This is a genomic window from Kocuria sp. MNB10 (assembly GCF_054073685.1).
The window spans coordinates 2,296,125-2,322,540 of the sequence record NZ_CM133411.1 but is presented as its reverse complement, the minus strand read 5'-3'; the positions used below and the strand labels follow the sequence as shown (position 1 = coordinate 2,322,540).

Genomic DNA, 26,416 nt, shown 5'->3' with positions numbered 1-26,416 from the left:
GGATCCATTACTCCAAACACGGCCACTTCAGGACCCGCCCGCGACCCACGCGGGCCCCGGAACACCGTCGGGAACTCGCCTCGCGGCGGGGTCACAACCTCTCTCCATCGTCCCCGGGCCGTCCGGCCCACCCTTCGTCACCGAGGAGCACACCATGAGCATCGCCGTCCCCGAATCAGCACCCCGCACTCCCGCGGGCGGTTACACGTGGCGCCAGGACCGCACGGTGGCGGCCCTCACGGGCAAGAACGAGATGGAGCGGGTCGGCGCGATCGCCCGCAGCATCGGGCAAGCCGCGGTGGAGATCCTCGCGGGCACCCGCCCGGCGAGCCAACTGTCCCGGTGGACGGAGCCTGAGGTCGTGGAACGCTTCACCCAGCGCGCGGCCATGCTCAAGCTCGTGCAGGAACAATGCCCGGACCGGCCCGCCGTGTTCGAGGTGCACCGCGCCGCCCGGATCCGGCGGATCCGGGTGTGCAGCCCAGCCCCCGGGTGCTACGAGGCATCCCTCGTGGTGGAGGAATCCACCCGGGCGCGCGCCGTGGCGTTACGGATCGAGCGGATCGCGCGGCAGTGGCGGGTCACCCATCTGGAGGTCGGGTGACCTCGCCGAGTCCAGTCGGGCCTCAGCGCCGCTTGCCCCGCTTCGCCTTGCCGCCGGCCTTGGCGGACTTCCCCCGACGCTGGGCGCGGTTGGCCCCCTCGCCAGCGGAGGTGGCACCGTTGGCATCCGAGGCCCCGTTCGTCGTCGCCGGCTCGGTGTCCGCCGCAGGCTCGTCGTCGTCGGAGGACACCAGGGGCTCGGGCTCCACGGCCGCGCTCGGCGTGCCGTCCTCGTCCGGGGCGGTGTACTGCAGGAACGCGGGACGCTGGGGCGTCGTGAGCTCCACGGCACCACCGTCCGCGCCGGTGCGCTGCTTGCGGACCTCCAGGTTGAACAGCGTCACCACGGTCTGCTCGCGGATGGCGGCCATCATCTCCTGGAACATGGCGTGGCCCTCGCGCTGGTACTCCACGAGCGGATCGCGCTGGGCCATGGCGCGCAGCCCGATCCCCTCCTTGAGGTAGTCCATCTCGTAGAGGTGCTCGGGCCAGCGCTGACCGATCACCGAGAGCAGGACCCGGCGCTCGAGATTGCGCATGGCCTCGGAACCGAGTTCGTCCTCGCGTTCCTTGTAGGTGACCGCGGCGTCCGAGAGGATCTGCTCCTGGAGGAAGTCCGAGGTCAACCGCGGGCGGCCGCCCGCTTCCTCGAGGACCTCATCGCGGGTCAGGGAGACGGGGTAGATGGCCCGCAGCGCGGTCCACAGCGCGTCCAGGTCCCAGTCCTCAGGGTGACCCGTCCCGGTGTGCTCCGTGATCACCGATGTGATGACCTCGTCCGTGAACTGCCGGATCTGATCTTCGATGTCGTCGCCCATGAGGATCCGCTTGCGATCCCGGTAGATCACGGCGCGCTGGCGGTTCAGGACGTCGTCGTACTTGAGCACGTTCTTGCGCTGCTCGGCGTTGCGCCCCTCCACCTGGTTCTGCGCGTTGGCGATACCGGAGGTGATCAAACGACCCGTCACGGGGACGTCGTCCGGGGCGATCGCCATGAGGCGCTGCGCCGCACCGGGGTTGAACAGGCGCATGAGGTCGTCCGACAGGGACAGGTAGAACCGAGATTCCCCCGGATCCCCCTGACGACCGGACCGCCCGCGCAACTGGTTGTCGATCCGGCGGGACTCGTGACGCTCCGTGCCCAGGACGTAGAGCCCCCCGGATTCGAGGACCTCCTCGTGTTCCGTCTTGGTCGAGGCCTCGCATTCCGCAAGGACGTCGGGCCACCGCGCCTCGTACGTCTCGGCATCGCGTTCGGGGTCCAGGCCGAGTTCGGCCATTTTCTCCACGGCGTTGAACTCGGCGTTGCCACCCAGCATGATGTCGGTGCCTCGACCGGCCATGTTGGTGGCCACGGTGACCGCACCCTTGCGGCCGGCCTGGGCCACGATCGCGGCCTCACGCGCGTGGTTCTTGGCGTTGAGCACCTCGTGACGCACACCGCGCTTGGCCAGCAAGCGCGAGAGGTACTCGGACTTCTCCACGGACGCCGTACCCACGAGGACGGGCTGACCCTTCTCGTGGCGGTCCTCGATGTCCCGCACCACGGCGGCGTACTTGGTGGCCTCGTTCTTGTAGACCACGTCTCGCTTGTCCTCGCGGGCGATGCCGCGGTGCGGCGGGATGGCCACGACGCCGATCTCGTACGTGTTCATGAACTCGGCCGCCTCGGTCTGGGCCGTACCGGTCATGCCCGAGAGCTTGTCGTACAGACGGAAGTAGTTCTGCAGGGTGATGGTGGCCATCGTCTGGTTCTCGGGCTTGATCTCCACGCCCTCTTTGGCCTCGATGGCCTGGTGGACGCCCTCGTTGTAGCGCCGCCCGGACAGCACTCGGCCGGTGTGCTCGTCCACGATCTTCACCTCGCCACCCGCGACGATGTAGTCCTTGTTCGCGCGGAACAGTTCCTTGGCCTTGATCGCGTTGTTGAGGAACCCAATCAGCGGGGTGTTCTGGGACTCGTAGAGGTTGTCGATGCCGAGCCAGTCCTCGACCTTCTCGATCCCCGGTTCGAGCACGCCCACGGTGCGCTTCTTCTCGTCGACCTCGTAATCGGTCTCCCCGTTGAGCTTCTCCACGACGGTCGCGAACTCGCGGTACCACCGGTTGGCCTCCCCGGAGGCCGGTCCGGAGATGATGAGCGGGGTCCGCGCCTCGTCGATGAGGATGGAGTCCACCTCGTCCACGATCGCGAAGTTGTGCCCGCGCTGGACGAGCTCCTCCTTGGACCAGGCCATGTTGTCCCGGAGGTAATCGAAGCCGAACTCGTTGTTCGTGCCGTAGGTGATGTCCGCGGCGTACTGCTCACGCCGGGTCGCAGGGTCCTGACCGCTCAGGATCACCCCGGTCTCCAACCCCAGGAAGCGGTAGACACGGCCCATGAGGTTGGCCTGGTACTCGGCGAGGTAGTCGTTGACCGTGACCACGTGCACGCCGTTGCCCGCGAGCGCGTTGAGGTAGGCCGGCGCCGTGGCCACCAGGGTCTTGCCCTCACCGGTCTTCATCTCCGCGATGTAACCCAGGTGCAGGGCGGCACCGCCCATGATCTGGACGTCGAAGTGACGCTGGCCCAGGGTGCGGGACGCCGCTTCCCGCACGGCCGCGAACGCCTCGGGAAGAAGCCGGTCCAGGGATTCGCCGCCCTCGATGCGCTCCCGGAACGAGTCGGTCTCGGCGCGCAGCTCGGCGTCGGAGAGTTCCTTGAAACTGTCCTCGAGGCTGTTGACGGCGTCGGCGTAAGTCCTCAGCCGCTTCAGGACCCGCTTGTCCCCAGTGCGAAGAACCTTTTCCAGGAATGACGCCACGTGTGTTCGCTCCTCCGAGATCAATGGTGGGCACCGGCAGGACAGTGGGTGCACCGCCGAACAGTGTACGTGAGTCAGGCTGGACGCCGGCCGCGTGCCACCGCGCCGGGCACCGGGTGGCGCCCGGACGGGTAGCCGCCGGACCCCCGCTGCCCGCTCGGCACGCACGGGACGGGCAGCGACCGGGTTCCCGATACCCGCTCGCCGGGCACGGGAAGGGCCCGCGACGTGGTCGCGGGCCCGTCCTCGGTGCGGTGCTGCGGATGCTCAGGAGGCCGCGGAGTTCGCGGTGTCGGGCTGGTAGGCCCGCGCCTTCTCCTCCCCGGAGCGTCCGTCGTTGCTGAGGCTGATGACCCCGTACTCCCATCCCTTGCGGCGGTAGACGGCGGAGGGTTCCTGGGTCTCCTTGTCCACGAACAGGAAGAAGTCGTGACCCACGAGCTCCATCCGGTCCACGGCCTCGTCCACGGTGATCTCGTGGGCGGGGAAACGCTTGCGCCGGATCTCCACGGGGGTGGGGGCGTCGCTCAGGGGGTACTCGGTGCTGAAGGCCTCGTCCTCGGCCGCCGCGAGTTCTTCCTGGCTGGCGTACGTGGGGGTCGGTCCCGAGGGGTCCGCGGGCAGCGATCCCGTGGCCTCGTGCACGGCGATGGGCCTCTGGTGCCCGGCGCGGTGGACCTTGCGGCGGTCACGCGCTCGACGCAACCGCTCCACGAGCTTGGCGTAGGCCTCGTCGAACGCCGCGAACTTGTCGTCGTTGCGCGATTCGGCGCGCACCAGGGGCCCGCGCCCCACGACGGTGATCTCCACCCGCATGCCCTGGTGGCCGGAGGCGGCGTGATCCTTGGTGACCTTGACCTCGATGGATTGGACCTTGTCGCCGAGCTGCTGGAAGCGCTCGCTCTTCTCCTCGACGTATTCCTTGAATCGGTCCGGCAGGGTGACGTTGCGGCCTAGGATGTTCAGTTCCATGAGACCCTCCACATCTTGAGGATGACGCGGGATGTGCTGCTTTCCCACACGGGACACCTTCAATGCTTCCCGTGATCCAACGCTAGAGGAAACAACGGGGAAATTCATGGATGACGACGTCCGATGATCCTGCGTTCTCCCCCGGTGAACGCCGTACGCGCACCCCCGCGAGGGTCACGATCGCGGGTACCCTGGCCCCGGCCGCGGTCAGGGCACGGACGGCCTCGGCGGCCGTGGCGCCCGTGGTGAGCACGTCGTCCACGACCACGCACGTGAGTCCCGACATGTCCCGGGCGCGCAGGCTCCCGCGCAGCGCCCGGGTACGCTGGATCCTCCCGCGACCCTTCTGGGTACCGCGCCCGGCCACCGCTCGGTGCGTGAGGGCGGGTGCGATCCGCGACCGCGGGGGCAGTGCCGCGCCCCGCAGCAGCGTGGCGACCGGATCGAACCATCGACGACGCCGCGCGCGGGCGCTCGTGGGCACGGGCACCCAGTACAGGGTGGGCCTGTCGTCGCCGAGCTCGCGCGCCACGGTCGCCAGGGCTGCCGAGAGCACCGCGGAGAGCACCGGAGCGAGATCGGTGCGGCCGCCGTTCTTGAAGGACAGCACGCACGAGGCGAGTTCGTGCTCGTACTCCCCCGCGACGACGACCCGCACACCGGATGCGGCGAGTGCCGCCGGTGGTGTCACCGGGTGCGGCCGGGCCGTGGCGCGTCGCAGCACGATCCGACACGCCCGGCACAGTGTGGTGCCCGGGGCCGCACACACCGCGCACGACACCGGTAGCAGGAGGTCCAGGGCCTGCGCGCACCACCCGCTGACGACCGCGGCCCGACGGTCCCACCGCGCGAGAACCGGCTGGCGGCGCCAGGGTGCGCCGGCGGTGCCACGGCCCGGAGCGACGTCGTACACCGCAGGGCGAGACACCGTCGAGGAGCGGTACGGAACGACGGGGCGGGCTCGGGTCATGGCACCAGTTCACGGTGCGCGGACGGTGTCCGCCCACGGTGCGGCAGACATGTGCAGCGCGCACCGCACGGCGCACCCCCTCAGGAACGAGTGCTCACCCCGCGAACGCGGTGTCCGTGACCTCTTCGCTCTGCAGCGCCCAGGAACTGCCCGTGAGCATGTAGAGCCGCCCGTCCGAGGCGCCGTACACCGCGGCGGGCCCGTTGCCCCCGGCCAGGGAGGTCACCCCGGTCAGGGCGGGCAGCTCGTCCACCTTGCCCGCGATCGTGTACCGGCGGGGCTGCGCGTTGGTGTCCTGGTCCAGGGCGCTGGTCACGAACTCGTCCGGGCCGATCCACTGGGCGGTGTCCACGTCCACGTCCGTGGCCACGGCATTGCCCTTGGCGAGCTCGGTGGGTTTGCCGGAGGCGTCCCGCACCACGCCCGCGATCCACACGGTGGAACGCGTCGCGGCGGCGTCGGTCGTGACCACGAGCGCCCGGCTGCCCTCGCGGGAGATCCGCAGGGACGCCACGTGCTGGTCGTCGAGCCACGAGGCGGACACGGTGTCACCCTGCCCCTCCGACGACGCCCGCACGACCCGGACGGTCCCGGAGCGGTCCGCGCCCCACACCCACCCCAGGTTGTCGAAACTCGGCCGGGTGGGCTTGTACCCGGACCACCGCTGCCGGGGTTGCTGTCCGGGGGACACGGTGTAGACCGTGGAACCGGCGCTGTCCACAAACCCGAAGGCCCCGGCCTCCACGCCCATTCCCGGTTTGCTGAGCGTGACGCCCTCTGGCAGCGTGAGGTCCGGGATCAGCTCGGTCTGGCCGCCCTGGTAGAACGCGAGCTTGTTGTCGGAGACCCCGATTTGCCGGTTGGGGACGGTCACGGCCTGGATCGGGTCGTTGTCGCTGGCGCCGGAGGTGTCCACCGGGGCGTCGTTGATCCGCAGTTCGACGTCGTCCACGTTCGGGATGGTGCGCAGGGTGGCCCGCAGCTGTTGTTCCATCCGGCGTGCCTGGTTCACCTCCGCGGGGTCGAAGCTCGCGAGCGTGAGGTCCACCGCCGCGGTCCCCCCGGACACCGGCACGGCCGAACGGGACAGCGCGGTACCCTGCGGGATCGCACTGGTCACGGCATTGCCCAGATACGCGGCGGGCCCGCGCATGAGCGCGCGCACCGCCGCCGTGGAGGTCGTGGAGCGGGTCGCGAACCACCGCGGATCCGGAACGAGGTACTTGCTGTCCTGAGCCGAGTAGAAGTAGAGGTTGGTGGGCGAAAAGATCTTCTCGAAGTCCGCTTGCGGGACCACCACGCCGTCGGGCGCCCGGGAGATCCGCCACTGCCCGTCCACCGAGGTGAGCACGAAATCCAGGACGCGCGTGCTGCCCGAGGGCTGCTTGGCGAGCACGCCGCTGGCACTGAGCTCCCCGCTGACCTCCATGCTCGTGCGGAATTCGCCGTCGTTGAGCCGCGGCACCGTGGTGGGCTCCCCCGAGTGGATGAGCACGCGGGTATCCGGCTTCCAGGTCGCGGCGAGCTGCGGTGTGAGGTACTGGCGGGCCACGGAGTAGTCGTCCTGCGCGCCCACCCCGGCGGCCAGGAACCCCTCCACAATCTCCTGGGCCGTGGCCCCCACCCGGGGCCCCTGGGGATTGAAGGGCATCGCGGACTGCTGGGTCTGCTCCGTAGGCTCGATCACCTTGTGCACGGGCCCGGACCGCGGCATGGCACCGCACGCGGAGAGGGTCAGGCCCAGAACCATCGCGCACGCCAGGCCCGTGTACCGCGCCCGACGCCGCGTGGTCCCGAACACGACGTCGCTCACCCGGCGCGTGTCCCCGACGGCCCGGATGGCATCCGCCCGATCACGGGTCCGATCGTGGTCTGCGGGATTCATGACTCCTCCGTCCGATCACGGTGTCGCGAGGCGCTCGAGCCCGTGCGCTCTTGTGCCGAGGCGTTCGCATCCGTCGTCGCGGCTGGCTCCCCGGCGGCCACGTCGGCGTCTGGGAAGTCCATGAGCAGCTGGCCCGTGTCCCGGTCCTCGCTCGGGCGCACGGCCGGGGCAGTGAGCTGCAACGAACCGGTGTCGGTGACCCGAGCGGTGGATTCGCTGTGCTGTTCCACGGGTGGCATGGGCAGCGGATTGGGCTGCTCTGGATCCAGCACCTGGTTCCGCAGCAGGGGCAGGGTGAGCCGGAAGCACGCGCCATTGTCGGGTTCGGCCCACACCGTGAGCGCGCCCCCGTGCAACCGCGTGTCCTCCGTGGCGATCGCGAGCCCCAGGCCCGTACCGCCCACCGTGCGAGCGCGCGCGGGATCCCCGCGCCAGAACCGGTTGAAGACCTTGGTCGTCTGCTCCTCGGTCATCCCGATGCCGTGGTCGCGCACCGCCACGGACACACAGTTCTCGTTGGCGCCCACGTAGATGTCCACGGGCTTGCTCTCCCCGTGCTCGAGCGCGTTGGTCACGAGATTGCGCAGGATCCGGTCGATCCGCCGCTGGTCCATCTGCACCACGCAGCGGGTCAGGGTGGACCGCACCGTGAGCTCCGAACCGCTTTCGAGCACGAGCGGCGCGCACGCCTCCACGACGTCGTAGATGACGGTGAAGATGTCCGTGGACGCCATGTCCAGGCGGGCAGCGCCGGCGTCGAACCGTGAAATCTCGAGCAGGTCCGAGAGCAACGAGTCGAAGCGGTCCACCTGGTTGTGCAGCAGCTCGGCGGAGCGCCGGTTGACGGGATCGAAGTCCTCGCGTGCATTGTAGAGCACCTCCGCGGCCATCTTCACAGTGGTCAAGGGCGTGCGCAGCTCGTGGGAGACGTCCGAGACGAAGGTCTGCTGCATGGACGAGAGTTGTTCGAGCTGGGTGATCTGCCCCTGGATGGAATCCGCCATGCGGTTGAACGAACGGCTCAACCGGGCGGCCTCGTTGCTGCCGTGGACCTCCATGCGCACGTCCAGATCACCCTCGGACAACCGCTGCGACACGCGCGCCGTACTCGAGACCGGGCGCACCACTTCCCGGGTCACGTACCACACGATGGTTCCCACGAGCAGCAACAGCGCGACCATGGACAGCAACAGCACCGCGTGGATCGAGTCCAGGGTGGCCTGCGGGTCCGAGAAATCGTAGACGAAGTACAACCCGTAGCGAGAGTTCTGGTTGAGCTGGACTACGTCCCCGATCACGATGACCGGTTTCTCCGGCTCGTTCTCCGCCATGCGGACCGAGGCCGGCTGCCAGTACGTGCCGTCCCCATTGGCCACGCGTCGTTGCAGTTGTTGGGGCACGGTGGCGGAGGTCATCCACGCGCTCTCGGTCTGCACGCCCACGAACAACTGCCCCGCGCCCTGGTCCAGGGGGATCAGGATCCAGCGGTGGTCGGTGGTGCTCATGTCCTGGCTCAGCCCGCCCAGCGTGGAGTTGATCAGCGCCTGGACCTCGGTGCGGTCGGAGGCGTCCGAGGCGTCGAAGCTCGCCTGGGCGGTGCGGATGTCGCTGCGGGCCTCCTCGAGCACCTGGTCCAGGCGGTCGGTGAACAACCGGTCCGCGATCTGGTGGGACAGAAAGCTACCCGTGGCGAGGAACGCCACGGACGTGAGCGTGAGCGCCACGGCGATCGCGCGAAACTGCAGGGACTGCCGCCAGCGGCGGATGAGCATGCGCCGACCCAGCCGGATCCTGCGGAAGCGTTTGGGTCGACGCCGCTCGGCGGGGCTGTGCGCCACGGGTCGCGCCGGGGCGGACGTCATTTATGCGCGTGTCCCCCGGCTTTGTAGCCGATCCCGCGCACCGTGAGGACCACCTCCGGGTTCTCCGGATCGCGTTCCACCTTGGAGCGCAACCGCTGCACGTGCACGTTGACCAGGCGGTTGTCCGCGGCGTGGGGGTAGCCCCACACGTCACGCAGCAGCTCGTCCCGGCTGAAGACCTGGTGCGGCGAGCGCGCCAGGGTCGCGAGCAGGTCGAACTCCAGCGGGGTCAGGAAAATCTCCTGCCCGGCCCGGGTCACGCTGTGCCCGGTCACGTCGATCACGATGTCCCCGAGCGTGATCTCCTGGGTGGCCCCGCGGTCCATAGGGCGCAGACGCGCCTTGACGCGGGCCACGAGCTCGGCGGGTTTGAAGGGCTTGGGGACGTAGTCGTCCGCGCCGGCCTCGAGCCCGCGCACCACGTCCGCGGTGTCGGACTTGGCGGTGAGCATCACGATCGGGATGTCCGACTCGGCGCGGATCTGCTGGCACACCTGAATCCCGTCCATGCCGGGGAGCATGAGGTCCGGTTCGGAGGCGCGGAACACGTCCCGGGCGCGGGCGCCGTCGTAGCAGTAGACGGGCTCGAAGTCCTCGGACGCGAGGATGATGCTGATCATTTCGGACAACGCGGCGTCGTCGTCCACCACCAGGATTCTTGCTTTCATGGCCCGCTTTCGCGCTCGTCCCTGACACCCGGAGCGGCCGGGATCGGCGTCCGTGTACGCCCTCGATTCTACGGCCTGGCCGGGCTCAACCCTCGTTGCACGCCTCGGTGAGCGCGCCGCCCAGGTGCGTCACCCGCTGCAGGGCGTCCGGCAGGTCCGGCGGGGTGAGCTCGCTGATCCGCGCCGACGGCGCCAGCACGGTTCCCAGCAACGCCGCCGGATCCATGCCCAGCTCACGCCACGGGCCCAGCACGCGCCGCACGAGCTCGGACACGGGGGTGCGCCCGGTCACAGGGACGGTGTCGAAACACAACCGCACCCCCGCCTCGTGCAGGGCCGCGAGGGGCTCCCACTGCTCGGTGGGCCCGTCCGGCAGACCAAGCACGGCGGCGTCCGCGCCGACCCGCGGGGTCCAGTCGATCCCGACGGCGCCCGCGTCCAGGACCACGGTCTCCGCCCCCGTCGCACGGCACGCGGCCACGGCGTCCGAGAGTGTGGCGCGTAGTTCCTGGCGCGGCAGCGCACGCAGGGTGCGGTAGCCGCTCGCGGTCGGGATGCGCCCGGTCACCACGCGTTCCAGCTCGGGTTCCTCGAGCACCAGCACGACACCGCGCCCGTCCGTGTTGCGCCGCAGCACGGCCATGAGGTCTGCGACGCCCAAGCACCACGACTGCGCGAGATCACGGCGAGCGCCGGGATCCGACTGCAGCTTCTCCCCGTTGTGCACGTGGACGGTCGCCGCGAGGGAGACCGGGCCGAGCAGCGAGAAGGCGATCGGTCCGGTGTCCGCGCCGGATTCGGCGCCCAGGACGTCCGCGACCACGTTGAGGTCGCTCTCCAGTTGCCGGCGTGCACGGCGGGAGTCGTCGCCGGGGACACCGCTGATCCGCCACCCGTGGGGCTGCCGGTCCGCGTAGAGGGAATCGAGCACGGCGCACGTGCGGGCCGCGAGCTCGGCGTGCGGACCCCGCTCCGGCAGCAGCGGCACGGTGGCCAGGTGCGGTGCGCCCAGCTCGCCGCGCAGCACGGTGAACGTCTCGAGGAGGTCCGTGCCCCGCAGGGAACGGGTGAGGGTCGCGGTGACTGCTTCGCTCATGCGTCGGTGCTGCGCTGGTGGTTTTCGGAAATGGCCTCGTGGTGGCGGATGACCTCGCTGATGATGAAGTTCAGGAACTTCTCCGCGAACTCGGGATCCAGGTGTGCGGCCTCCGCAAGTCGGCGCAACCGGTGGATTTGCGTCTTCTCGCGTTCGGGGTCCGAGGGCGGGAGGTCGTTCTCCGCCTTGAGCTTGCCCACCTGTTGGGTCGCCTTGAAGCGTTCGGCGAGCAGGTGCACGAGTGCGGCGTCGATGTTGTCGATCGTGCCGCGAATGGCTTCCAAGCGCGTCAACGCGCTGTCCGCGGGACGGTCGGTGCCCGGTGAATCGGCTCCCGATGAGTCGACGGGCGCGTGGTCGGCGGGGTCGGTGACTGCACTCATGCGTCCACTGTAATAGTGGCGCGCCCGGCGCCCGGTCGTGTGGCGGTCATGCCGCCCCCACGTGGGGCTCAGGACGCGGCCGCGGCCGCGCGATCGGCGAAGGCGGCGTCGATGGTGGCCTGGCCCAGCACACGGGTGCCCTGGTAGAGCACCATGGTCTGCCCGGGAGCCACACCGCGCTGGGGCTCGTCGAGGCGCACGCACAACCGCTGCCGCCCGTCCTGCCGGGTGAGCCACGCGCGCGCCGGCGCGGGATCGCCGTGGGCGCGCACCTGGACCGTCACGGGGAACTCATCGGAGCGACCGTCTACGTCCTCGGCCATCGCCGCGACCTCGCGGGGCGGGAGCCCGGCCCACGACGGGCGGATGCCCTCCATGACGTCGATCGACAGCAGGGCCTCCGACCCCACGACCACCTCGTTGGTCTTGGGCCGGATCTCCAGGACGAAGCGGGGCTTGCCGTCCGGGGCGGGCCGGCCGATGTGCAGACCCCGGCGCTGACCCACCGTGTAGGCGTGCGCGCCGCGGTGCTCACCGAGTTCGGTGCCCTGGGTGTCCACGATCCTCCCGGGGGCGAGCTCCATGTGGTCCTCGAGCCACCCGCGGGTGTCCCCGTCCGGGATGAAGCAGATGTCGTGGGAATCGGGCTTCTTGGCCACGGACAGCCCGCGCTCCTCGGCCTCGGCGCGCACCTGCGCCTTGGACGGGGTCTCGGCCAGGGGGAAAACCGCGTGCTCGAGCTGCTCGGCAGTGAGCACGCCCAGCACGTAGGACTGGTCCTTGGCCCAATCGGCCGCACGGTGCAGTTCCTTGTGCCCGTCCGCATCCGTCACGACCTTGGCGTAGTGGCCCGTGCACACGGCGTCGAACCCCAGGGCGAGCGCTTTCTCGAGCAGGGCCGCGAACTTGATCTTCTCGTTGCAGCGCATGCACGGGTTGGGGGTACGCCCCGCAGCGTACTCGGCCACGAAGTCGTCCACGACGTCCGCCTGGAACCGTTCGGAGAAGTCCCACACGTAGTACGGGATCCCGAGCTTCTCGGCCGCGCGCCACGCATCCCGGGAGTCCTCGATCGTGCAACACCCCCGCGCGCCCGTGCGCAGCGTGCCCGGGGTGCGGGACAGCGCCAGGTGCACGCCCGTGACGTCGTGCCCCGCGTCCACGGCGCGCGCCGCGGCCACCGCCGAGTCCACACCGCCGCTCATCGCTGCCAGAACACGCACGTCAATTCCTCCAGGTCCGTCGAGGGTCGAAAATTGTGGGTCGAACCGGTTTAACAACCAGCGCGCCGCCGGGGCTATTCCCGACGGCGCCGCAGTTCCCGACGACGCCGTCCCCGACCCCGCCGTTCCCGGCCACTCCGCGGTTCCTGACGGCGCTGCTCAGGACGCGAAGCCCGGGACGTGCCCGGACAGCCCCGCGGTGTGGGCGCGGTCGTAGACCTCCGCCACGGCAGCCAGCACCGCGGTGACGTCGTCCGGCGTGCTCGAGTGTCCCAGGGAGAAGCGCTGGGCACCGCGCGCGGTCTCCTCGGGAACCCCCATGGCCAGCAACACGTGGGATGCGCGCGGGACGCCCGCGTTGCACGCCGAGCCCGTGGACAGCGCGACCCCCGCGGCGTCGAAGAGGAAGAGCATGGAATCGCCCTCGCACCCGGGGAACGTGAAGTGCGCGTTGCCCGGCAGCCGCGTGGGATGCGCCCACTCGTCCTCGGGTGCACCGGGCTCGGGCCCGCGCAGCACGGCCTGCGGGACCCGTTCGCGGATCCCCGCCACGAGGGTGTCGCGCAATCGTGCGCGACGCACGAACTCGGCGTGCGTATCACGCTGGGCGGCGTGCACTGCGGCACCGAACGCGGCCGCCCCCGCGGCGTTGACCGTGCCGGAACGCACGCTGCGCTCCTGGCCCCCGCCGAAACTCGTGGCGGCCAACGTCACCGTGCGGGGGGCGTACAGCGCGCCCACACCCATCGGACCGCCGAGCTTGTGTGCGGACACCGCAAGAGTGCTGATCCCGGGCAAGTGCGCGTCCACGGGCACCGCGCAGAACGCCTGTACGGCGTCGACGTGGAAGGACACCCCCGCCCGGTCGCACAGGGCCGCGAGCTCCGCGATCGGTTGCACCGTGCCGACCTCGTTGTTGGCCCACATCACGGTCACCAGGGCCAGCTCGTCGCCGCGGCGGGCGAGCAGCTCCCGCAGGTCGTCGGGGTCCACCCGGCCGTCGGCATCGACCTCGAGCCACGCGAGCTCGGCGCCCTCGTGCGCGGCGAGCCACTCGGCGGCCTCGGATACCGCGTGGTGTTCCACGGTGGACAGCGCGATCACGGTGCGACGCGAATCCGCGTCCCGGGCTGCCCGGAACAGCCCGAGCACGGCCATGTTGTCCGCTTCCGTCCCCCCGGATGTGAGGATGATCTCCACCGGTTCCGCGTTCAACGCGGCGGCCACGCTGTCCCGCCCGGTCTCCAGGGCCATGCGCGCGGAGCGCCCACCCGAGTGCAGGGACGCGGGGTTGCCGCCGCGTTGGGCCTGCGCCACGTAGGCCTCGACGGCCTCGGGCAGCATGTCGGTCGTGGCGGCGTGATCCATGTAGACGCGCGGCGTGGGCATGGGTCCAATTCTAGGCGCGCCCACCGCGGCCCTCCCTCGGCCGCGCACCTCCGGTGCGACCTCCCCGGCGCACCTCCGGTGCGACCTCCCCCAGTGCACCGCCGGTGAGACCCCCGGCTGCGTCGATGCAACGCCCCACGCCCCGCCGGTGCCGTGCCGCGCGCGGACGCGCCTACACTCGCAGCCATGCTGCATTTCGTCTTCCACACCCCCGAGATCCCCGGCAACACGGGAAACGCTATCCGCCTCGCGGCCTGTACGGGCGCCCGCCTGCACCTCGTGGAGCCCTTGGGCTTCACGTTCGGAGACGCCCACCTGCGCCGGGCGGGGTTGGACTATCACGATCTCGCGGTCATGGACGTGCACCCCAGCGTGGAAGCACTGTGGGACGCACTCGGGGACGCCCGGGTCCTCGCGTTCACGTCCCACTCGAGCACCCGCCACACGGACGTGACCTACCAGGACGGGGACGTCCTGCTCTTCGGTCGCGAGTCCACGGGGCTGCCCGCCGACGTCCTCGAGGACGAGCACGTCACCGAGCACGTCCGGATTCCCATGCTGCCCGGGCGCCGCTCACTCAACCTCGCCAACTCCGCGTCCATCGCGCTCTACGAGGCCTGGCGGCAGTTGGGCTTCCCCGACGGCGTGTGATCCCGCCACGACGACGGCGCTCGCCGGGTGCCGTGCGTATGCACACCCTGCGAGCGCCGTCGCGAACTCCATCGGTGCGGCCGGAGCCGCGGGCGCCTACTTGCCCGATTGCTCGGCGGCGTTGCCCACGGTGACCTTGGCCGTGTGCTCGTCCCCGCCGCGCCGGTAGGTGACCTCCGCCTCCGTCCCGGCCGCGAGTTCCCGCACGCCGGCGGTGAGGGCGTCCGCGTCCGTGATGCGCTTGCCGTTGAACTGCGTGATCACGTCGTTCGCGCGCAACCCGGCGTCCGCGGCCGGGGAACCGTCCTGCACGCTGCGCACGAGGGCGCCCGCGGAGAACTGCTCGGTGTTGCTGCCCGACGGTGTGTACGCGGAGACCGAGGCGCCCAGGTAACCGTGCGTGGCCTTGCCGTGCTGGATGATCTCGTCCGCGACCCGCTTGGCGGTGTTGGACGGGATCGAGAACCCCACGCCGATGTTGCCGGCCGTGCTCGAACCGTTCGACGACGAACCCGCCGCGGACGCGATCGCCACGTTGATCCCGATCACCTGACCGTTCGCGTTCACCAAGGCACCGCCGGAGTTGCCGGGGTTGATCGCTGCGTCCGTCTGGATCACGTTGAGGTACACGCTGGACTGCGCGTTGCGCGAACCGGACTGCCCGTTGTCGGGGAAGTTGAAGAAGAAGTCCTGCGGACCCCGCGGGCTCGGGCTGGATTCGCTCGGGGTCTCCGGTGCTGCCGAGGACGCGACGGCGATCGTGCGGTTGAGTGTGGAGACGATGCCGTCCGTGACGGTTCCGCTCAGCCCGAGCGGTGAGCCGATCGCGATCGCGGTGTCCCCCACGTTGAGCTTGCTCGAGTCACCGAACTCCGCGGGCGTGAGACCGCTCGGGTCCACCTTGATCACCGCGAGGTCCGATTCGGGGTCCGTGCCCACGAGGCTGGCCTTGCGCACGGACCCGTCCGAGGTCTGGACCTCCAGGTTGGCGTCCGAGCTCGCGCCGTCCAGCGTGACCACGTGGGTGTTGGTGAGGATGTGCCCCTGATCGTCCAGGATCACACCGGAGCCCGTGCCCGCCCGGCCCCCGGCGGACGCGGAGATGGTCACCACGGACGGGGAGGCCTTGTGGGTGGCCCCCGTGATCTGGTTGACCGACTCCGTGTTGTTCACGATCACCGGGGAGCTGTTGCCCGCCGCGGACACGCCGTTGTTCTCGGCGAGGGCGCCGGTCCCCACCGCGGTCCCCGCACCGATCAGCCCCGCGAGCACCATGCCGGTGACCAGCGCACCCGCCGAGAACTTCCGCTTGGGCGTCGTGGCGGTCGCGGCACCCCCGGCCGGTTGCGACGCCGCGGCGTAGCCGTCCGGACCACCGGAATAGGTGCCGTACCGGTAACCCCCGGTGGCGCCGGGGTGTTCGCCCGCGGGCGGGATGGGCTGGGTGTCCTGCGCGTGCCACGGCGAACCCTGGCCAGCGCCCTCCGTCCCGGAGCCGTACTGGCCGTACCGGGGCACGGGACGCTGGGGATCGCCGCCCGCACGGGGGTCATGGGAATCGGCCATGTTGTCTCCTTCAGGACTGTGACAGGACGTCGAGGGATCGTGTGTCTGGACGCGGATGCCGGGACCGGCCCGGCGGCTTCCGGTGACCCAGTATGCCCGGGCGTACTGAGCCGCGGCTGTGAGAACTGGCCGATTCCTGCACGTTGTCTGGCGATCTCCGGGACGCTCGCTGATTTCGTGACCGCGTTGTCCGTTCAGCGTAGTCTGTGACTCGGACGACCATCGCGTCCCGGGGAGACCCCCGGGCGGGCGTCCTCCGGGCTGAGATCGATTGGAACGAGGGTCATGAGTTCACACACCGTTTGGCGCCGCGCTGTTTCCGCGACCGTACTCTCGGGAGTGTGCTTGTTCGCGGCACCCGCCGCCCTGGCCGAGCCGCCTCAGCAGGTGGACCCGGGCACGCGGATCGTGGATTCGGCGAACGTCCTGGGCAACACGTCGCAGTTGCAGGACGGGATCAACAAGGTCGCCAGCGAACACAACATCACGCTCTACGTGGTGTACGTGGACCGGTTCACGAACCCCACCGATCCCGGTCAGTGGGTCCAGGACTTCGCCCGGAACAACGGTTTCGGGACCAATGACGCCGTGCTCGCCGTGGCCACCGAGACCCGCCAGGCGCGGTTCGTGGCCAATTCGGCGGGTCCCCTGTCCCGTTCCGACACCCAGGAGATCTACAACGAGAACATCGTCCCCGCCCTGCGCAACGGCAACTGGGACGCCGCCGCCCAGGGTGCCGTGGAGGGGATCGACTCGAAACTCGGCGGGGTGAGCCTGAACGGGGCCGGCGGTGTGGTCGGCGGGGTCGTGGTGCTCGGCGGGCTCGCGGCCGCGGGCGTGGGCGTCGCGTCGCTCATGCGCGGGCGGCGTCGTCGTGCGAATGCACCCCAGGCCCCGGAACCGCACAACGGCAGCAGCGCGCCGCAGCGACCGCTCGTGCCCCTGCCCGAGCTGCACAAGCGCGCGGGTTCGGCGCTCGTGGAGGCGGACAACGCGATCCAGCACTCCGAGCAGGAACTCACCTTCGCGCAGCTGCAGTACGGCCGCGAGCAGACCCAGCCGTTCGAGCACGCGCTCGCGCGGGCCAAGGAGCACATGCGCGCGTCCTTCGAGCTGCAGCAGAAGCTCGAGGACCACATCCCGGACACCGAGGCGGACCAGCGCGCGTGGCTCGGGGAAATCATCGAGCGCTCCAACCAGGCGCGCGGCTCCCTTGCGGAACAGGAACAGAACTTCTCGCAGTTGCGTCAACTCGAGACCCGCGCCCCCGAGGCCCTCGAGGACGTGCGCCACGCCGTGGCCGGTGTCCAGCCGCGCCTGCAGGACGCCGAGTCCTTGCTCGTCTCGCTGCACGCAACGTACGACGATGCCGCTCTGGCCCCCGTGCGGGACAACGGCGAGCAGGCACGCGAACGCCTCGAGTTCGCCGAATCCGCGATCGCCCAGGCCCAACAGCACCTGGACGCGGGACAGGTTTCCCAGGCCGTGCTCAACATCCGAGCCGCCGAGGAGGCGCAGGGCCAGGCCAAGGGTCTGATCACCTCGGTGGAGAACGCCCGCCGGGAACTGGCCAAGGCCGAGGAGTCCCTCAAGGACGCCGTGAGCATCGCCCAACGGGACGTCGCCGAGGCCGAGGGACTGGTCCAGCAGGGCTCCCGTCCCGAGCTCGCGGGTGCCGCCGCCGGGGTGCGCTCCGTGCTGCAGACCGTGACCCAGAACATGCGTTCCGGGCGCTACGACCCCATGGGCTCCGCCCGCCGGCTCGCGCAGGCCAAGGCCGAGCTCGACAAGGGCCTGGACGACGTCCGTAGCGCGAACGACCGCGCCCGCTCCGCGCGCGAGACCCTGTCCCACGCGCTCGTGAGCGCGCAGGCGAGCCTGACCACCGCGTCCGACTACGTGTGGGCGCGCCGCGGCGGTGTGGGCGCCCGCGCGCGCACGGAACTCGCGGAGGCCGAACGCCACCTGGAGATCGCGCAGCAACTGCAGAACTCTGATCCCGAGCGGGCACTCAACGAGGCCAACCAATCCATCCGCCTCGCGGACTCCGCACAGCGCTCCGCACAGACGGACGTGGACGAGTTCTACAACTCCCCCATGGGCTACGGCGGCATGGGTTACGGCCGGCGCAGCAACGGCCTCGGTGGTGCCATGCTCGGCGGGATCCTGCTGGGCGGGATCCTCAACGGCGGCATCGGCGGGGGCCACTACGGCGGCGGAGGCGGTGACTTCGGCGGCGGTTTCGGCGGCGGAGGCGGCGATTTCGGTGGCTTCGACGGCGGTGTGGGCGGGAACTTCTGACCCCCTCCGGGTGAGCGACGCACCCGCCGCCCCGTGACAGATTTCAGTTTTGTCCGAGATACGAGAAGAGGAGAACACCATGTCCAAACAGTCCATTTTCGGGCGGATCGCTCAGCTGGCCAAGGCGAACATCAACGCGATGATCGATTCCGCGGAGGACCCCCAGAAGATGCTGGACCAGATGGTCCGCGACTACACCGAGAACATCCGCGAGGCGGAGTCCGCCGTGGCCCAGACCATCGGTAACCTCCGCTTGCTCGAGAAGGACCACGCCGAGGACGTCCAGGAGGCCGCCCAGTGGGGTAACAAGGCACTGGCCGCGTCCAACAAGGCGGAGGAGTTCCGTTCGTCCGGCAAGGAGAGCGAGGCCCAGAAGTTCGACAACCTCGCCAAGGTCGCGCTGCAACGTCAGATCCAGTCCGAGAGCGAGGCCCGCGGGGTCGAACCCCAGATCGCGTCCCAGACCGAGGTCGTGGAGAAGCTCAAGGACGGGCTCAACACCATGCGTGGCAAGCTCCAGGAGCTCTCCGCCAAGCGTGACGAGCTGGCCGCTCGCCAGAAGACCGTCCAGGCCCAGGCCCAGGTGCAGGACTCTCTCAAGGCGTTCGACGTCATGGACCCCACGAGCGAGGTCTCCCGGTTCGAGGACAAGATCCGCCGCGAGGAGGCTCGCGTGGCCGGCCAGCAGGAGCTCGCCGATTCCTCCCTGGACCGCCAGTTCGAGGCGCTCGAGGACATGGGTCAGCAAACCGAGATCGAGGCGCGGCTCGCGGCGCTCAAGGCCGGCAACGCCACCACGGACGGCGAGAAGATTGTGTCCTCCGAGGAAGTCTGAGTCACTTCCGGGACTGCCGGTGCGGTGGCCGCAGCATTCAGGGCCTCATCCCGCGGCTGAGCAGACACCCCCGGCGTGAGCTGACGTGGAGCAAACGCGGCATCGCCTGCTGCGTTTGCTCCACTGCTTGTCGCGACGTAGCCCCGGACATGTGTCCGGACATGCCAGAAGCCCGGTTTCCTGGGAAACCGGGCTTCTTCGTGGTTGCGGGGGCAAGATTTGAACTTGCGACCTCTGGGTTATGAGCCCAGCGAGCTACCGAACTGCTCCACCCCGCGGCGACGTCCTCAACTATACGGAGGGTGAACGGATCGTGCAAATCGGGTATCCCCCGGCGCGGATCCGCACGGGACAGCGCCCCGATGGCGAGGGGCGGTGAGGACAGGGGCGGCGGCAAGGGGGGACGGTGATGGCGAAGGGCGGTGACCGGGAGAACCCGATCACCGCCCTTCGGGCGTATCCCCTGGATTACGGGGTGGCACCGTCCTGACGCATGGCCTCGTCGATGGCCTGCTTCAGCCGGTCCTGGGCCTCGCCGTACTGCGTCCAGTCACCGTCCCGGCGTGCCCGATCCGCTTCCTGCATGGCCTGGTTGGCGTTGTCCAGAGCCTGCTGCAGGGACGTGGAGCGCGGCGACGGGGTCCCGGAGGGCTGCGGCGAGGGGCTGGCCGACGCGCCGTCGTCCACCGCGCCGGTGCGCCCGTCGCCGCCCTGGGCGGCCTCCGCGGCCTGGTCGTTCACGCCGGCCCCGGTATCCGTGGTGGCACCGGAGTTACCGCTGAAAACCTCATCCAGAGCGCCGTCGAGCGTGGGGGCGAATCCGACCTTCTCACCGAAGCCCACGAGGACGCGGCGCAGGGTGGGGTAGGCGGCATCGCCGGAGGACTGCACGTACACGGGCTGGACGTAGAGCATGCCCCCGCCCGCGGGCAGTGTCAGCAGGTTGCCGTTGATGACCTCGGACGCACCCTGACGCAGCAGGTTCAGCTCCTGGGACACATCCGTGTCCGAGTTGAACAGGTTCTGCGCCTGGCCCGGACCGGGCACCACCGAGGAGCGCGGCAGTTCGAGCAGCCTCAGTTTGCCGTAGTCCTCGCTCTTGACGCCGTCCTCACCGGTCCCGGCGTCCGCGTTGGCGGAGAGGTACCCGTACATCACGTTACGGGTGTTGCCGGACTCGTTCTGCTGCGGGATGAAGGACGAGGTGAGCGAGAAGTTCGCCTTGTCCTCACCCGGCATGCGCATGGAGAGGTAGTACGGCGGCTGCGGGACGTCCTGGTTCTGCTGGGTGGGGTCGTTGGGCACGGACCACACGTCGTCGCTCGCGTAGAAGCTGTTCGCGTCCGTGACGTGGTAGCGGTTGAGCAGCTCACGCTGGACCTTGAACATGTCTTCGGGGTAGCGCACGTGGGCCATGAGGTCCGCGGACATCTCCGAGTACGGCTTGAGCGTGTTCGGGAAGACCTTCTGCCACGACTTCAGGACGGGGTCCTGGTCGTCCCACGCGTAGAGATCCACGGAACCGTCGTAGGCGTTGACCGTGGCCTTGACCGAGTTACGGATGTAGTTCACACGCTCGGGCGGCAACGCAGCGGCGGTGCCCTGCGCGGTCTGGGTGTCCTGGGTGGCGTCCTGGAGCACGGACGGCGTGGAGTACGGGTAGGACGCCGCCGTGGTGTAGGCGTCCACGATCCACACGACCTTGTTGTCCACGATCGCCGGGTACGGGTTGCCGTCCACCGTGAGGTAGGGGGCCACCTTCTCCACCCGCTCACGCGGGTTGCGGTCGTAGAGGATCTGGGACTCCGGGCGCACCGCGTCCGAGAGCAGCATGTCCGTGGACTGGAACTTGATGGAGTAGGACAGCTTGTTAAACCAGTTGCCCACGGTGGGGCCGCCGTTGCCGGCGAACGTGGTCTTGGCGTCCTGGGCGTCCCCGTCGTTGGTCTGGGGGCGGTCCAGCTCAAGCGGCGGGTCCTCCGGGGAGCCACCCACGATCGAGTACTCGGGCGAGTTCTCCCCGAAGTAGATCCGCGGCTCGTAGTCGTTGGAGATCTCACCGCGGGACGGGATCCCGGCCTGCATGAATTGGGGCTTGCCGTCCGACTGCACGCGGGAGCCGTACGCGGCCACCACGCCGTAGCCGTGGGTGTAGACCACCGACTGGTTGTACCAGCCCTGGATCTGGTCCGGGTTCAGTTCACGGGTCGCGATGACCGTGTCCTGGGTCTGGCCGTCGATCGTGTAGCGGTCCACGTTGAGCATGTCGGAGAACTGGTAGTACGGCCGGAACTGCTGCAGCTGGGCGAACGCGGAGGAGACCACGTTGGGGTCCAGCAGACGGATGTTGGAGGTGGTCTCCGTGTCCTGGCGCAGTGCACCCTGTTCGGTCTGGGTCGTGGCGTCGTACGGGGTGACCTCGGTGTTGTCCAGACCGTAGGCCTGCCGGGTCATGGTGATGTTGCGCTGGATGTACTCGTTCTCGAGCGCCTGCTCCGTGGGGGTCACCTGGAAGCGCTGGATGGCCCACGGGTAGAGCCCACCGGCCACCACGGCCACGACCACGAGCATCGCGGCACCGATCAGGGGCAGCTTCCAACGGCCGATGAACCCGGCCACCACGAACAGGATGGCCACCAGGACGGCGGCGATCGCCAGGATGCCCTTGGTGGGGATCACGGCGTTGACGTCGGTGTACAGCGCACCTGTCCACTTGCCCGAGTTGGAGGTCAGGGTCGCGTAGCGGTCCAGCCAGAAGTTCACGGCCTGCAGCGCGAGGAACGCGGCCACGATGGAGCCCAGGTGCACGCGGGCGGAACGGGTCGTGGCGATCCCGCGTTCATGGATGCGGATCCCGCCGTAGACGTAGTGCATGAGCAGCCCGGCCACACCGGCGAGCAGCAGGGCGGTGACCAGGAAGCCGATCAGCAGCCGCAGGAACGGGAGGGTGAACACGTAGAAGCCCAGGTCCAGGTCGAACTGGGGGTCGGTCTGCCCGAAGGGTTCCTGGTTGAGGAACAGCAGCACGGTCTGCCACTGGGACGTGATCGTGGAGGCGGCGAACAGCCCGAAGATCACCGGGACGGCCACCATGACGATCTTGCGCACGGGGTCCAGCGCCTGCTGGTACTTCTGCATGTTGTCGCTGACCTGGCCGGTGTCCCGGGGGCGGTTGCGGTACGCGAGCCACAGGCTCAGGAACATGAGCGTGGCCACGATCACGGCGGAGATGATGAACAGACCGATCATCGCGAGGTTACGGGTGACGAACACCCGCAGGTAGCCGAGCTGCTCGAACCAGAGGATGTTCGTGTAGACCTGGGTGAACCCCACGAACAGGGCGATGAGGACCACCACCGCGATCACCGTGGGCAACAGGGCCCCGTGTTTCTTGCGGCCCGCTGCGGACCCGCTGGATGGACGTGGGGATGTGGATCCGGCGGTCACTGAATACCTCTGAATTTCCTGGGCACGGATGATGATCTGTCAATGATCAGTGTCCACCCTATTGTGCTGGACCCCGTGGCGGCATGCAATTTCACCGCCTCGGATGTCACCGGGTGCCGCAGGAAGGCAGCTCCACGACCGATCCGGACGCCGCTTTTTCGACCCCTTCCACAGCATCTCCCAGTGTCTTCACCTCGATCACCGTGAGACCATCCGGGACGTGCCCGGCCACCTCACCGCAATTGTCCGAGGGCGCCAGGAAGTACGTGGCACCGGACTCCGCTGCGCCCTGCAATTTCTGTCGGATCCCGCCGATGGGACCGACCTTCCCGTCCGCCGAGATCGTTCCGGTACCCGCGATGTGTTCGTCGCCCGCCATCGATCCGGGGGTCAGTTCCTCGATGATCCCCAGCGCGAACATCATCCCGGCGCTGGGTCCACCCACCTGGTCCAGTTGGAAGTCCACGTCCACGGGGAACTCGTATTTCGGTACGAGGTACACGCCGAGCTGCCACCGCTGCGAGTCCTCGTCCCGGGTCAGCTTCACGTGTTCGGTGACCGTCCTGCCGTCCCGGCGCACGACGACGTCCGCTCCCCGCTCCCCCGCGGCGTCGAGTTGCTCGCGCAACAGCTCGAGCGAGGTGACCTGCGTGCCGTTCACGGAGAGGATCCGGTCCCCGGCCCGCAGGACACCGTCCGCGGCGCCGCCGGGGGTCACGGCGTGCACGGTCAGGGTGGTCGTGAACGGCTTGCCCAGGTGGTTCAGCGCGGCCGCCACGGAGTCCTCCTGGGAGGTGACCATGGCCGCGGCGTTGGACTCGTCCACCTGCTGGCCCGTGGTGTCCGGCGGGTAAAGGGTGTCCTCCGGGATCACGGCATCGGAGGGATCCATCCAGCCCAGCAGCGCGTTGATGGAGTTGAGCCGCCCGGAGGGTCCGCCCGTGACGTACACGGTGGTCAGGTCCAACCGGCCGTCGCTCGGGAAGGTCGGGGCGCCCGTGATCTTGACAAGCTGCTTGTCGTCGTGACTGCCCACGGTGTTGAACGTGGGTCCGGCGGATTCCACGACGTACGGCGCGGGCAGCACCACGCCCGCGAGCAGCAGCACCGTGGTCCCCGCGAGCGCGACCGACGGCAACGACCGGCGGCGGAGGAATCCGCGCCGCGCCCCCTTCTGCTCACCCGTCACGTCGCTTCCTCTCCACGGCCTCCAGGACCGTCCCAGCGTACTCGGCCCACCCTGGGAAGGTCCCGCGCACCGTCTGGGGCGTACGTCGCACGCCCTCGTGGAAGGTTCGAAGACGCCGCACGGCCGGGGACGGCGGCGTCGCCCGCTCCCGGTGAACGGGCGCCCGGAGGGTACCTGAGCCATCAGCGAACTGGGGGCGCACGCGGTGGTTCGGGCCCGGGGCGGACGGCTAGGGTTTGAGCAGTCCTAGATCCTCCACGACGATTGGCGGTCCCATGCCTTCGAACCCTCCGTACGACGAGAACGGCGAGAACCCCAAGGACCCGTTCCAGGAGATGTTCGAGCGTCTGCTGGGCTCCGGGAACATGAAGCCCGGTGACATGCCGGCCGGTATGCCCATGGACCCGCAGGCCATGTCCATGATGTTCCAGCAGATCCAGTCCATGATGAGTTCGACCTCCTCGGGGGAGCCCATCAACTGGGAGCTCGCCAACCAGCACGCCCGTCAGGTGGCCGCGCAGAAGGGCGACGCGTCCGTTTCGGCGAAGCAGAAGGGCGCCGTGAACGACGCCATGAAGCTCGCGGACCTGTGGCTCACGGACAACACCGCGTTCGGCGAAGCCCCCGTGCTGCCGTCCGCGTGGGCGCGCACCGAGTGGATCGAGGCCACGTGGGAGACCTGGAAGGAGATGACCACCCCGGTGGCCACCTCCGTGTCCAAGGCCATGTCCGACGCCCTGACCCAGCAGTTGCCCCCCGAGCTCTCCCAGGCCATGGGCGGGGCGGACCTGTCCGGGATGCTCTCCGGCGCGGGCTCCATGATGTTCGGGATGCAGCTGGGACAGGCCGTGGGTGCGCTCTCGTGCGAGGTGCTGTCCTCCACGGACGTGGGCATCCCCCTGGCCAAGGACCGCTGCGCGCTCGTGCCGTCCAACGTGGCCGAGTTCAGCGAGGGGCTGGACCTGCCGGCCTCGGACGTGATGCTGTACCTGGCCATCCGCGAGGCCGCCCACACGCGTTTGTTCCACGGTGTGCCGTGGTTGCGCCAGTACGTGCTGGACCTGATCACGGCGTTCGCGTCCGAGATCCACATCGACATGGACCGGATCGAGTCCATCGCCCAGGAACTCGACCCCTCCGACCCCTCGGGCATCCAGGACGCGCTGGCCTCCGGCGTGTTCAGCCCCGAGATGACCCCGCGCCAGGAGGCCACACTCGCCAAGCTCGAGACGGTCCTCGCGCTCGTGGAGGGTTGGGTCAACCGCGTCACCGTGGCCTCCACCGCCAACATCCCCTCCGCCGCCGCCCTCACCGAGATGATGGCCCGCCGCCGCGCCGAGGGCGGGCCCGCCGAGCGCACCTTCGGTTCCCTCGTGGGTCTCGAACTGCGCCCCCGCCGATTGCGTGAGGCAGCGACCTTCTGGGGCTACGTGGAGGAACAGCGCGGGATCACCGAGCGCGACAGCCTCTGGGAGTCCCCCGAGTTGCTGCCCACCAACGAGGACCTCGACGATCCCCAGGGCTTCGAGGAGCGCCGCGGGCTGCTCACGGCCAGCGACGAGGAGATGGACGCCGCCCTGGAGAAGCTGCTGGCCGGCGGGTACGAGGACGGTCGGCAGGCCCCGGGGGGCGCGAGTTCCACCGGCCAGGCCTCCGCGGACGCGAAGCAGGGTGCGTCCGGGGAGACGTCGCGTGGACGCGAGCCGGGTGAGAGCACGGGCACTGCCGGCGACGACGACCAGGACGATCCCGACACCACGCGGGACGAGGACTGATCGTGGGCGGCTGGGCCTCCGTGTAGTAGGCCCGTCGTACGGACTTCAGGGTTCGCGGCCGGGCCCGTGCGAACGGCCCGGAGCCACTCGCACCAAGGCTCGTGCGGACCTCGTACCGGCCCCTCGCCGACCCGGCTCGCCGGGCTGGCCCCTCGGGTTCCTCACTCCCGGCCCGTGACCTGCGCGGGGTTCCGCTCCGCCCACGCGGCGCCGTCCAGGAACTGGGCGGCGTCGTGCGCCCTGGGGTGGCGCCGTGCCATCTCCCAGAACCGCTCGTTGTGGTGAGCCTCGAGCAGGTGCACGAGCTCGTGCAGCACCACGGTCTCCAGAACCCACTCGGGTGCGTCCGCGAGTCGCCGTGAGATCCGAATGGCACCCGTGGCGGGGGTCGCCGAGCCCCACCGTGTGTGCTGGCGGGCGGACCACGTGATGCTCGTGGGCCGGGCACGACCCTCCAGGTAGGTCCGGGACAGCCGCTGCGCCATCTCCTCCAGCGCCGTGTCGGAGTGCCGCGTGCGCGAGGCCGCCTCCGCCGCGCGCCGCTTGGCCACGACCCTGGGAACGAGAGTTGCACTCCAATGCGCGATCTGGGCACGGGTGGCCCGTTGCGGCACCGAGAGCACCACGGCATCCCCGCTGAAGTGGGCGTTGACGGTCTTGGTGCGGCGGGCACTGCGCTTGACGACGATCTCCGGCATCTCCTCCGGTGGTTCGACGATTCTGGCTCGTGGTGGGGGCATGCCCCCAGTTCACCACCCCGCCCGGGCGGGGCACGAACCGGGACGCAGAAGGGGAGC

At 69.6% G+C, this 26,416-nt stretch carries 19 protein-coding genes and 1 tRNA gene; 5 read left to right on the top strand and 15 right to left on the bottom strand.

Annotation, left to right across the window (positions count from 1 at the left end):
- Nucleotides 1-154: 154 nt before the first annotated feature.
- Complete coding sequence (locus ACW9PK_RS10555) at nucleotides 155-604, top strand: Rv3235 family protein (protein ID WP_144998001.1); 450 nt, start codon at nucleotides 155-157, stop codon at nucleotides 602-604.
- Nucleotides 605-626: 22 nt separating this feature from the next.
- Here the strand turns inward: ACW9PK_RS10555 and secA are convergent, their stop codons facing one another.
- From secA to ACW9PK_RS10505, 10 genes are all read right to left on the bottom strand, one after another.
- Entirely contained in the window at nucleotides 627-3,407 is a 2,781-nt protein-coding gene (secA, locus tag ACW9PK_RS10550; RefSeq protein ID WP_368844343.1) for a preprotein translocase subunit SecA, read from the bottom strand.
- A gap of 267 nt (nucleotides 3,408-3,674) precedes the next feature.
- Entirely contained in the window at nucleotides 3,675-4,379 is a 705-nt protein-coding gene (gene hpf, locus ACW9PK_RS10545; protein ID WP_035965286.1) for a ribosome hibernation-promoting factor, HPF/YfiA family, read from the bottom strand.
- Between the two features lie 82 nt (nucleotides 4,380-4,461).
- Complete coding sequence (locus ACW9PK_RS10540) at nucleotides 4,462-5,349, bottom strand: ComF family protein (protein WP_368844342.1); 888 nt, start codon at nucleotides 5,347-5,349, stop codon at nucleotides 4,462-4,464.
- A 94-nt stretch (nucleotides 5,350-5,443) separates the two neighbouring features.
- Complete coding sequence (locus ACW9PK_RS10535) at nucleotides 5,444-7,234, bottom strand: LpqB family beta-propeller domain-containing protein (RefSeq protein WP_368844341.1); 1,791 nt, start codon at nucleotides 7,232-7,234, stop codon at nucleotides 5,444-5,446.
- Complete coding sequence (gene mtrB, locus ACW9PK_RS10530) at nucleotides 7,231-9,096, bottom strand: MtrAB system histidine kinase MtrB (protein ID WP_368844340.1); 1,866 nt, start codon at nucleotides 9,094-9,096, stop codon at nucleotides 7,231-7,233. The genes ACW9PK_RS10535 and mtrB overlap by 4 nt, the downstream gene beginning before the upstream one ends.
- Nucleotides 9,093-9,764, bottom strand: a complete 672-nt coding sequence (gene mtrA / locus ACW9PK_RS10525) for an MtrAB system response regulator MtrA (protein WP_457015811.1) — start codon at nucleotides 9,762-9,764, stop codon at nucleotides 9,093-9,095. Before mtrA ends, mtrB begins: the two co-directional genes overlap by 4 nt.
- Before the next feature lie 85 nt (nucleotides 9,765-9,849).
- Nucleotides 9,850-10,860 (bottom strand): hypothetical protein, encoded by a 1,011-nt coding sequence (locus tag ACW9PK_RS10520; protein ID WP_144997998.1) that lies wholly within the window; start codon nucleotides 10,858-10,860, stop codon nucleotides 9,850-9,852.
- Nucleotides 10,857-11,243, bottom strand: a complete 387-nt coding sequence (locus tag ACW9PK_RS10515; RefSeq protein ID WP_064845803.1) for a chorismate mutase — start codon at nucleotides 11,241-11,243, stop codon at nucleotides 10,857-10,859. The genes ACW9PK_RS10520 and ACW9PK_RS10515 overlap by 4 nt, the downstream gene beginning before the upstream one ends.
- A 68-nt stretch (nucleotides 11,244-11,311) precedes the next feature.
- A complete protein-coding gene (mnmA, locus tag ACW9PK_RS10510; protein ID WP_085107627.1) occupies nucleotides 11,312-12,466 on the bottom strand; it encodes a tRNA 2-thiouridine(34) synthase MnmA in 1,155 nt (384 codons plus the stop codon).
- A 159-nt stretch (nucleotides 12,467-12,625) separates the two neighbouring features.
- Nucleotides 12,626-13,855, bottom strand: a complete 1,230-nt coding sequence (locus ACW9PK_RS10505; protein WP_085107629.1) for a cysteine desulfurase family protein — start codon at nucleotides 13,853-13,855, stop codon at nucleotides 12,626-12,628.
- 186 nt (nucleotides 13,856-14,041) lie between these two features.
- Between ACW9PK_RS10505 and ACW9PK_RS10500 the strand changes: the two genes are divergently transcribed.
- Nucleotides 14,042-14,506 carry a tRNA (cytidine(34)-2'-O)-methyltransferase gene (locus ACW9PK_RS10500; RefSeq protein WP_035965296.1) on the top strand — a complete coding sequence of 155 codons (465 nt, stop codon included), beginning with the start codon at nucleotides 14,042-14,044 and terminating at the stop codon, nucleotides 14,504-14,506.
- 96 nt (nucleotides 14,507-14,602) lie between these two features.
- Here the strand turns inward: ACW9PK_RS10500 and ACW9PK_RS10495 are convergent, their stop codons facing one another.
- The gene (locus tag ACW9PK_RS10495; RefSeq protein WP_457015808.1) at nucleotides 14,603-16,072 is read right to left on the bottom strand and encodes a S1C family serine protease; all 1,470 of its coding nucleotides are present in this window, start codon (nucleotides 16,070-16,072) and stop codon (nucleotides 14,603-14,605) included.
- Nucleotides 16,073-16,357: 285 nt separating this feature from the next.
- On the opposite strand from ACW9PK_RS10495, the gene ACW9PK_RS10490 reads away from it, so the two are divergent.
- Together ACW9PK_RS10490 and ACW9PK_RS10485 are read left to right on the top strand one after the other, a co-directional pair.
- On the top strand, nucleotides 16,358-18,373 hold the full coding sequence (locus ACW9PK_RS10490; RefSeq protein ID WP_457015806.1) for a TPM domain-containing protein: 2,016 nt from the start codon (nucleotides 16,358-16,360) through the stop codon (nucleotides 18,371-18,373).
- 79 nt (nucleotides 18,374-18,452) lie between these two features.
- Nucleotides 18,453-19,208, top strand: coding sequence for a PspA/IM30 family protein (locus ACW9PK_RS10485; RefSeq protein WP_144930634.1), 756 nt, complete (start codon nucleotides 18,453-18,455; stop codon nucleotides 19,206-19,208).
- A gap of 201 nt (nucleotides 19,209-19,409) precedes the next feature.
- Here ACW9PK_RS10485 and ACW9PK_RS10480 read toward each other — a convergent pair.
- The 3 genes from ACW9PK_RS10480 to ACW9PK_RS10470 all read right to left on the bottom strand — a co-directional run bounded on the left by ACW9PK_RS10480 (nucleotide 19,410) and on the right by ACW9PK_RS10470 (nucleotide 23,844).
- Nucleotides 19,410-19,486 (bottom strand) — tRNA-Met (locus ACW9PK_RS10480).
- Nucleotides 19,487-19,676: 190 nt separating this feature from the next.
- Entirely contained in the window at nucleotides 19,677-22,655 is a 2,979-nt protein-coding gene (locus ACW9PK_RS10475) for a UPF0182 family membrane protein (RefSeq protein ID WP_368844335.1), read from the bottom strand.
- Between the two features lie 106 nt (nucleotides 22,656-22,761).
- The gene (locus ACW9PK_RS10470; protein ID WP_457015804.1) at nucleotides 22,762-23,844 is read right to left on the bottom strand and encodes a YlbL family protein; all 1,083 of its coding nucleotides are present in this window, start codon (nucleotides 23,842-23,844) and stop codon (nucleotides 22,762-22,764) included.
- 275 nt (nucleotides 23,845-24,119) lie between these two features.
- Here ACW9PK_RS10470 and ACW9PK_RS10465 point away from each other — a divergent pair, with 275 nt between their 5' ends.
- Complete coding sequence (locus ACW9PK_RS10465; protein WP_457015802.1) at nucleotides 24,120-25,619, top strand: zinc-dependent metalloprotease; 1,500 nt, start codon at nucleotides 24,120-24,122, stop codon at nucleotides 25,617-25,619.
- Between the two features lie 161 nt (nucleotides 25,620-25,780).
- Here the strand turns inward: ACW9PK_RS10465 and ACW9PK_RS10460 are convergent, their stop codons facing one another.
- Complete coding sequence (locus tag ACW9PK_RS10460) at nucleotides 25,781-26,317, bottom strand: M48 metallopeptidase family protein (protein ID WP_457015801.1); 537 nt, start codon at nucleotides 26,315-26,317, stop codon at nucleotides 25,781-25,783.
- Between the last annotated feature and the right edge of the window lie 99 nt (nucleotides 26,318-26,416).

Bases quoted from the DNA above. Each gene is read 5' to 3' on its own strand.
- ACW9PK_RS10540 (WP_368844342.1), bottom strand. From the start codon at position 5,349: ATGACCCGAGCCCGCCCCGTCGTTCCGTACCGCTCCTCGACGGTGTCT.
- mtrB (WP_368844340.1), bottom strand. From the start codon at position 9,096: ATGACGTCCGCCCCGGCGCGACCCGTGGCGCACAGCCCCGCCGAGCGG.
- ACW9PK_RS10465 (WP_457015802.1), top strand. From the start codon at position 24,120: ATGCCTTCGAACCCTCCGTACGACGAGAACGGCGAGAACCCCAAGGAC.
- ACW9PK_RS10520 (WP_144997998.1), bottom strand. From the start codon at position 10,860: ATGAGCGAAGCAGTCACCGCGACCCTCACCCGTTCCCTGCGGGGCACG.
- ACW9PK_RS10485 (WP_144930634.1), top strand. From the start codon at position 18,453: ATGTCCAAACAGTCCATTTTCGGGCGGATCGCTCAGCTGGCCAAGGCG.
- ACW9PK_RS10495 (WP_457015808.1), bottom strand. From the start codon at position 16,072: ATGGCCGATTCCCATGACCCCCGTGCGGGCGGCGATCCCCAGCGTCCC.
- ACW9PK_RS10515 (WP_064845803.1), bottom strand. From the start codon at position 11,243: ATGAGTGCAGTCACCGACCCCGCCGACCACGCGCCCGTCGACTCATCG.
- ACW9PK_RS10490 (WP_457015806.1), top strand. From the start codon at position 16,358: ATGAGTTCACACACCGTTTGGCGCCGCGCTGTTTCCGCGACCGTACTC.
- mtrA (WP_457015811.1), bottom strand. From the start codon at position 9,764: ATGAAAGCAAGAATCCTGGTGGTGGACGACGACGCCGCGTTGTCCGAA.
- ACW9PK_RS10535 (WP_368844341.1), bottom strand. From the start codon at position 7,234: ATGAATCCCGCAGACCACGATCGGACCCGTGATCGGGCGGATGCCATC.
- ACW9PK_RS10460 (WP_457015801.1), bottom strand. From the start codon at position 26,317: ATGCCGGAGATCGTCGTCAAGCGCAGTGCCCGCCGCACCAAGACCGTC.
- ACW9PK_RS10555 (WP_144998001.1), top strand. From the start codon at position 155: ATGAGCATCGCCGTCCCCGAATCAGCACCCCGCACTCCCGCGGGCGGT.
- ACW9PK_RS10500 (WP_035965296.1), top strand. From the start codon at position 14,042: ATGCTGCATTTCGTCTTCCACACCCCCGAGATCCCCGGCAACACGGGA.
- hpf (WP_035965286.1), bottom strand. From the start codon at position 4,379: ATGGAACTGAACATCCTAGGCCGCAACGTCACCCTGCCGGACCGATTC.
- ACW9PK_RS10505 (WP_085107629.1), bottom strand. From the start codon at position 13,855: ATGCCCACGCCGCGCGTCTACATGGATCACGCCGCCACGACCGACATG.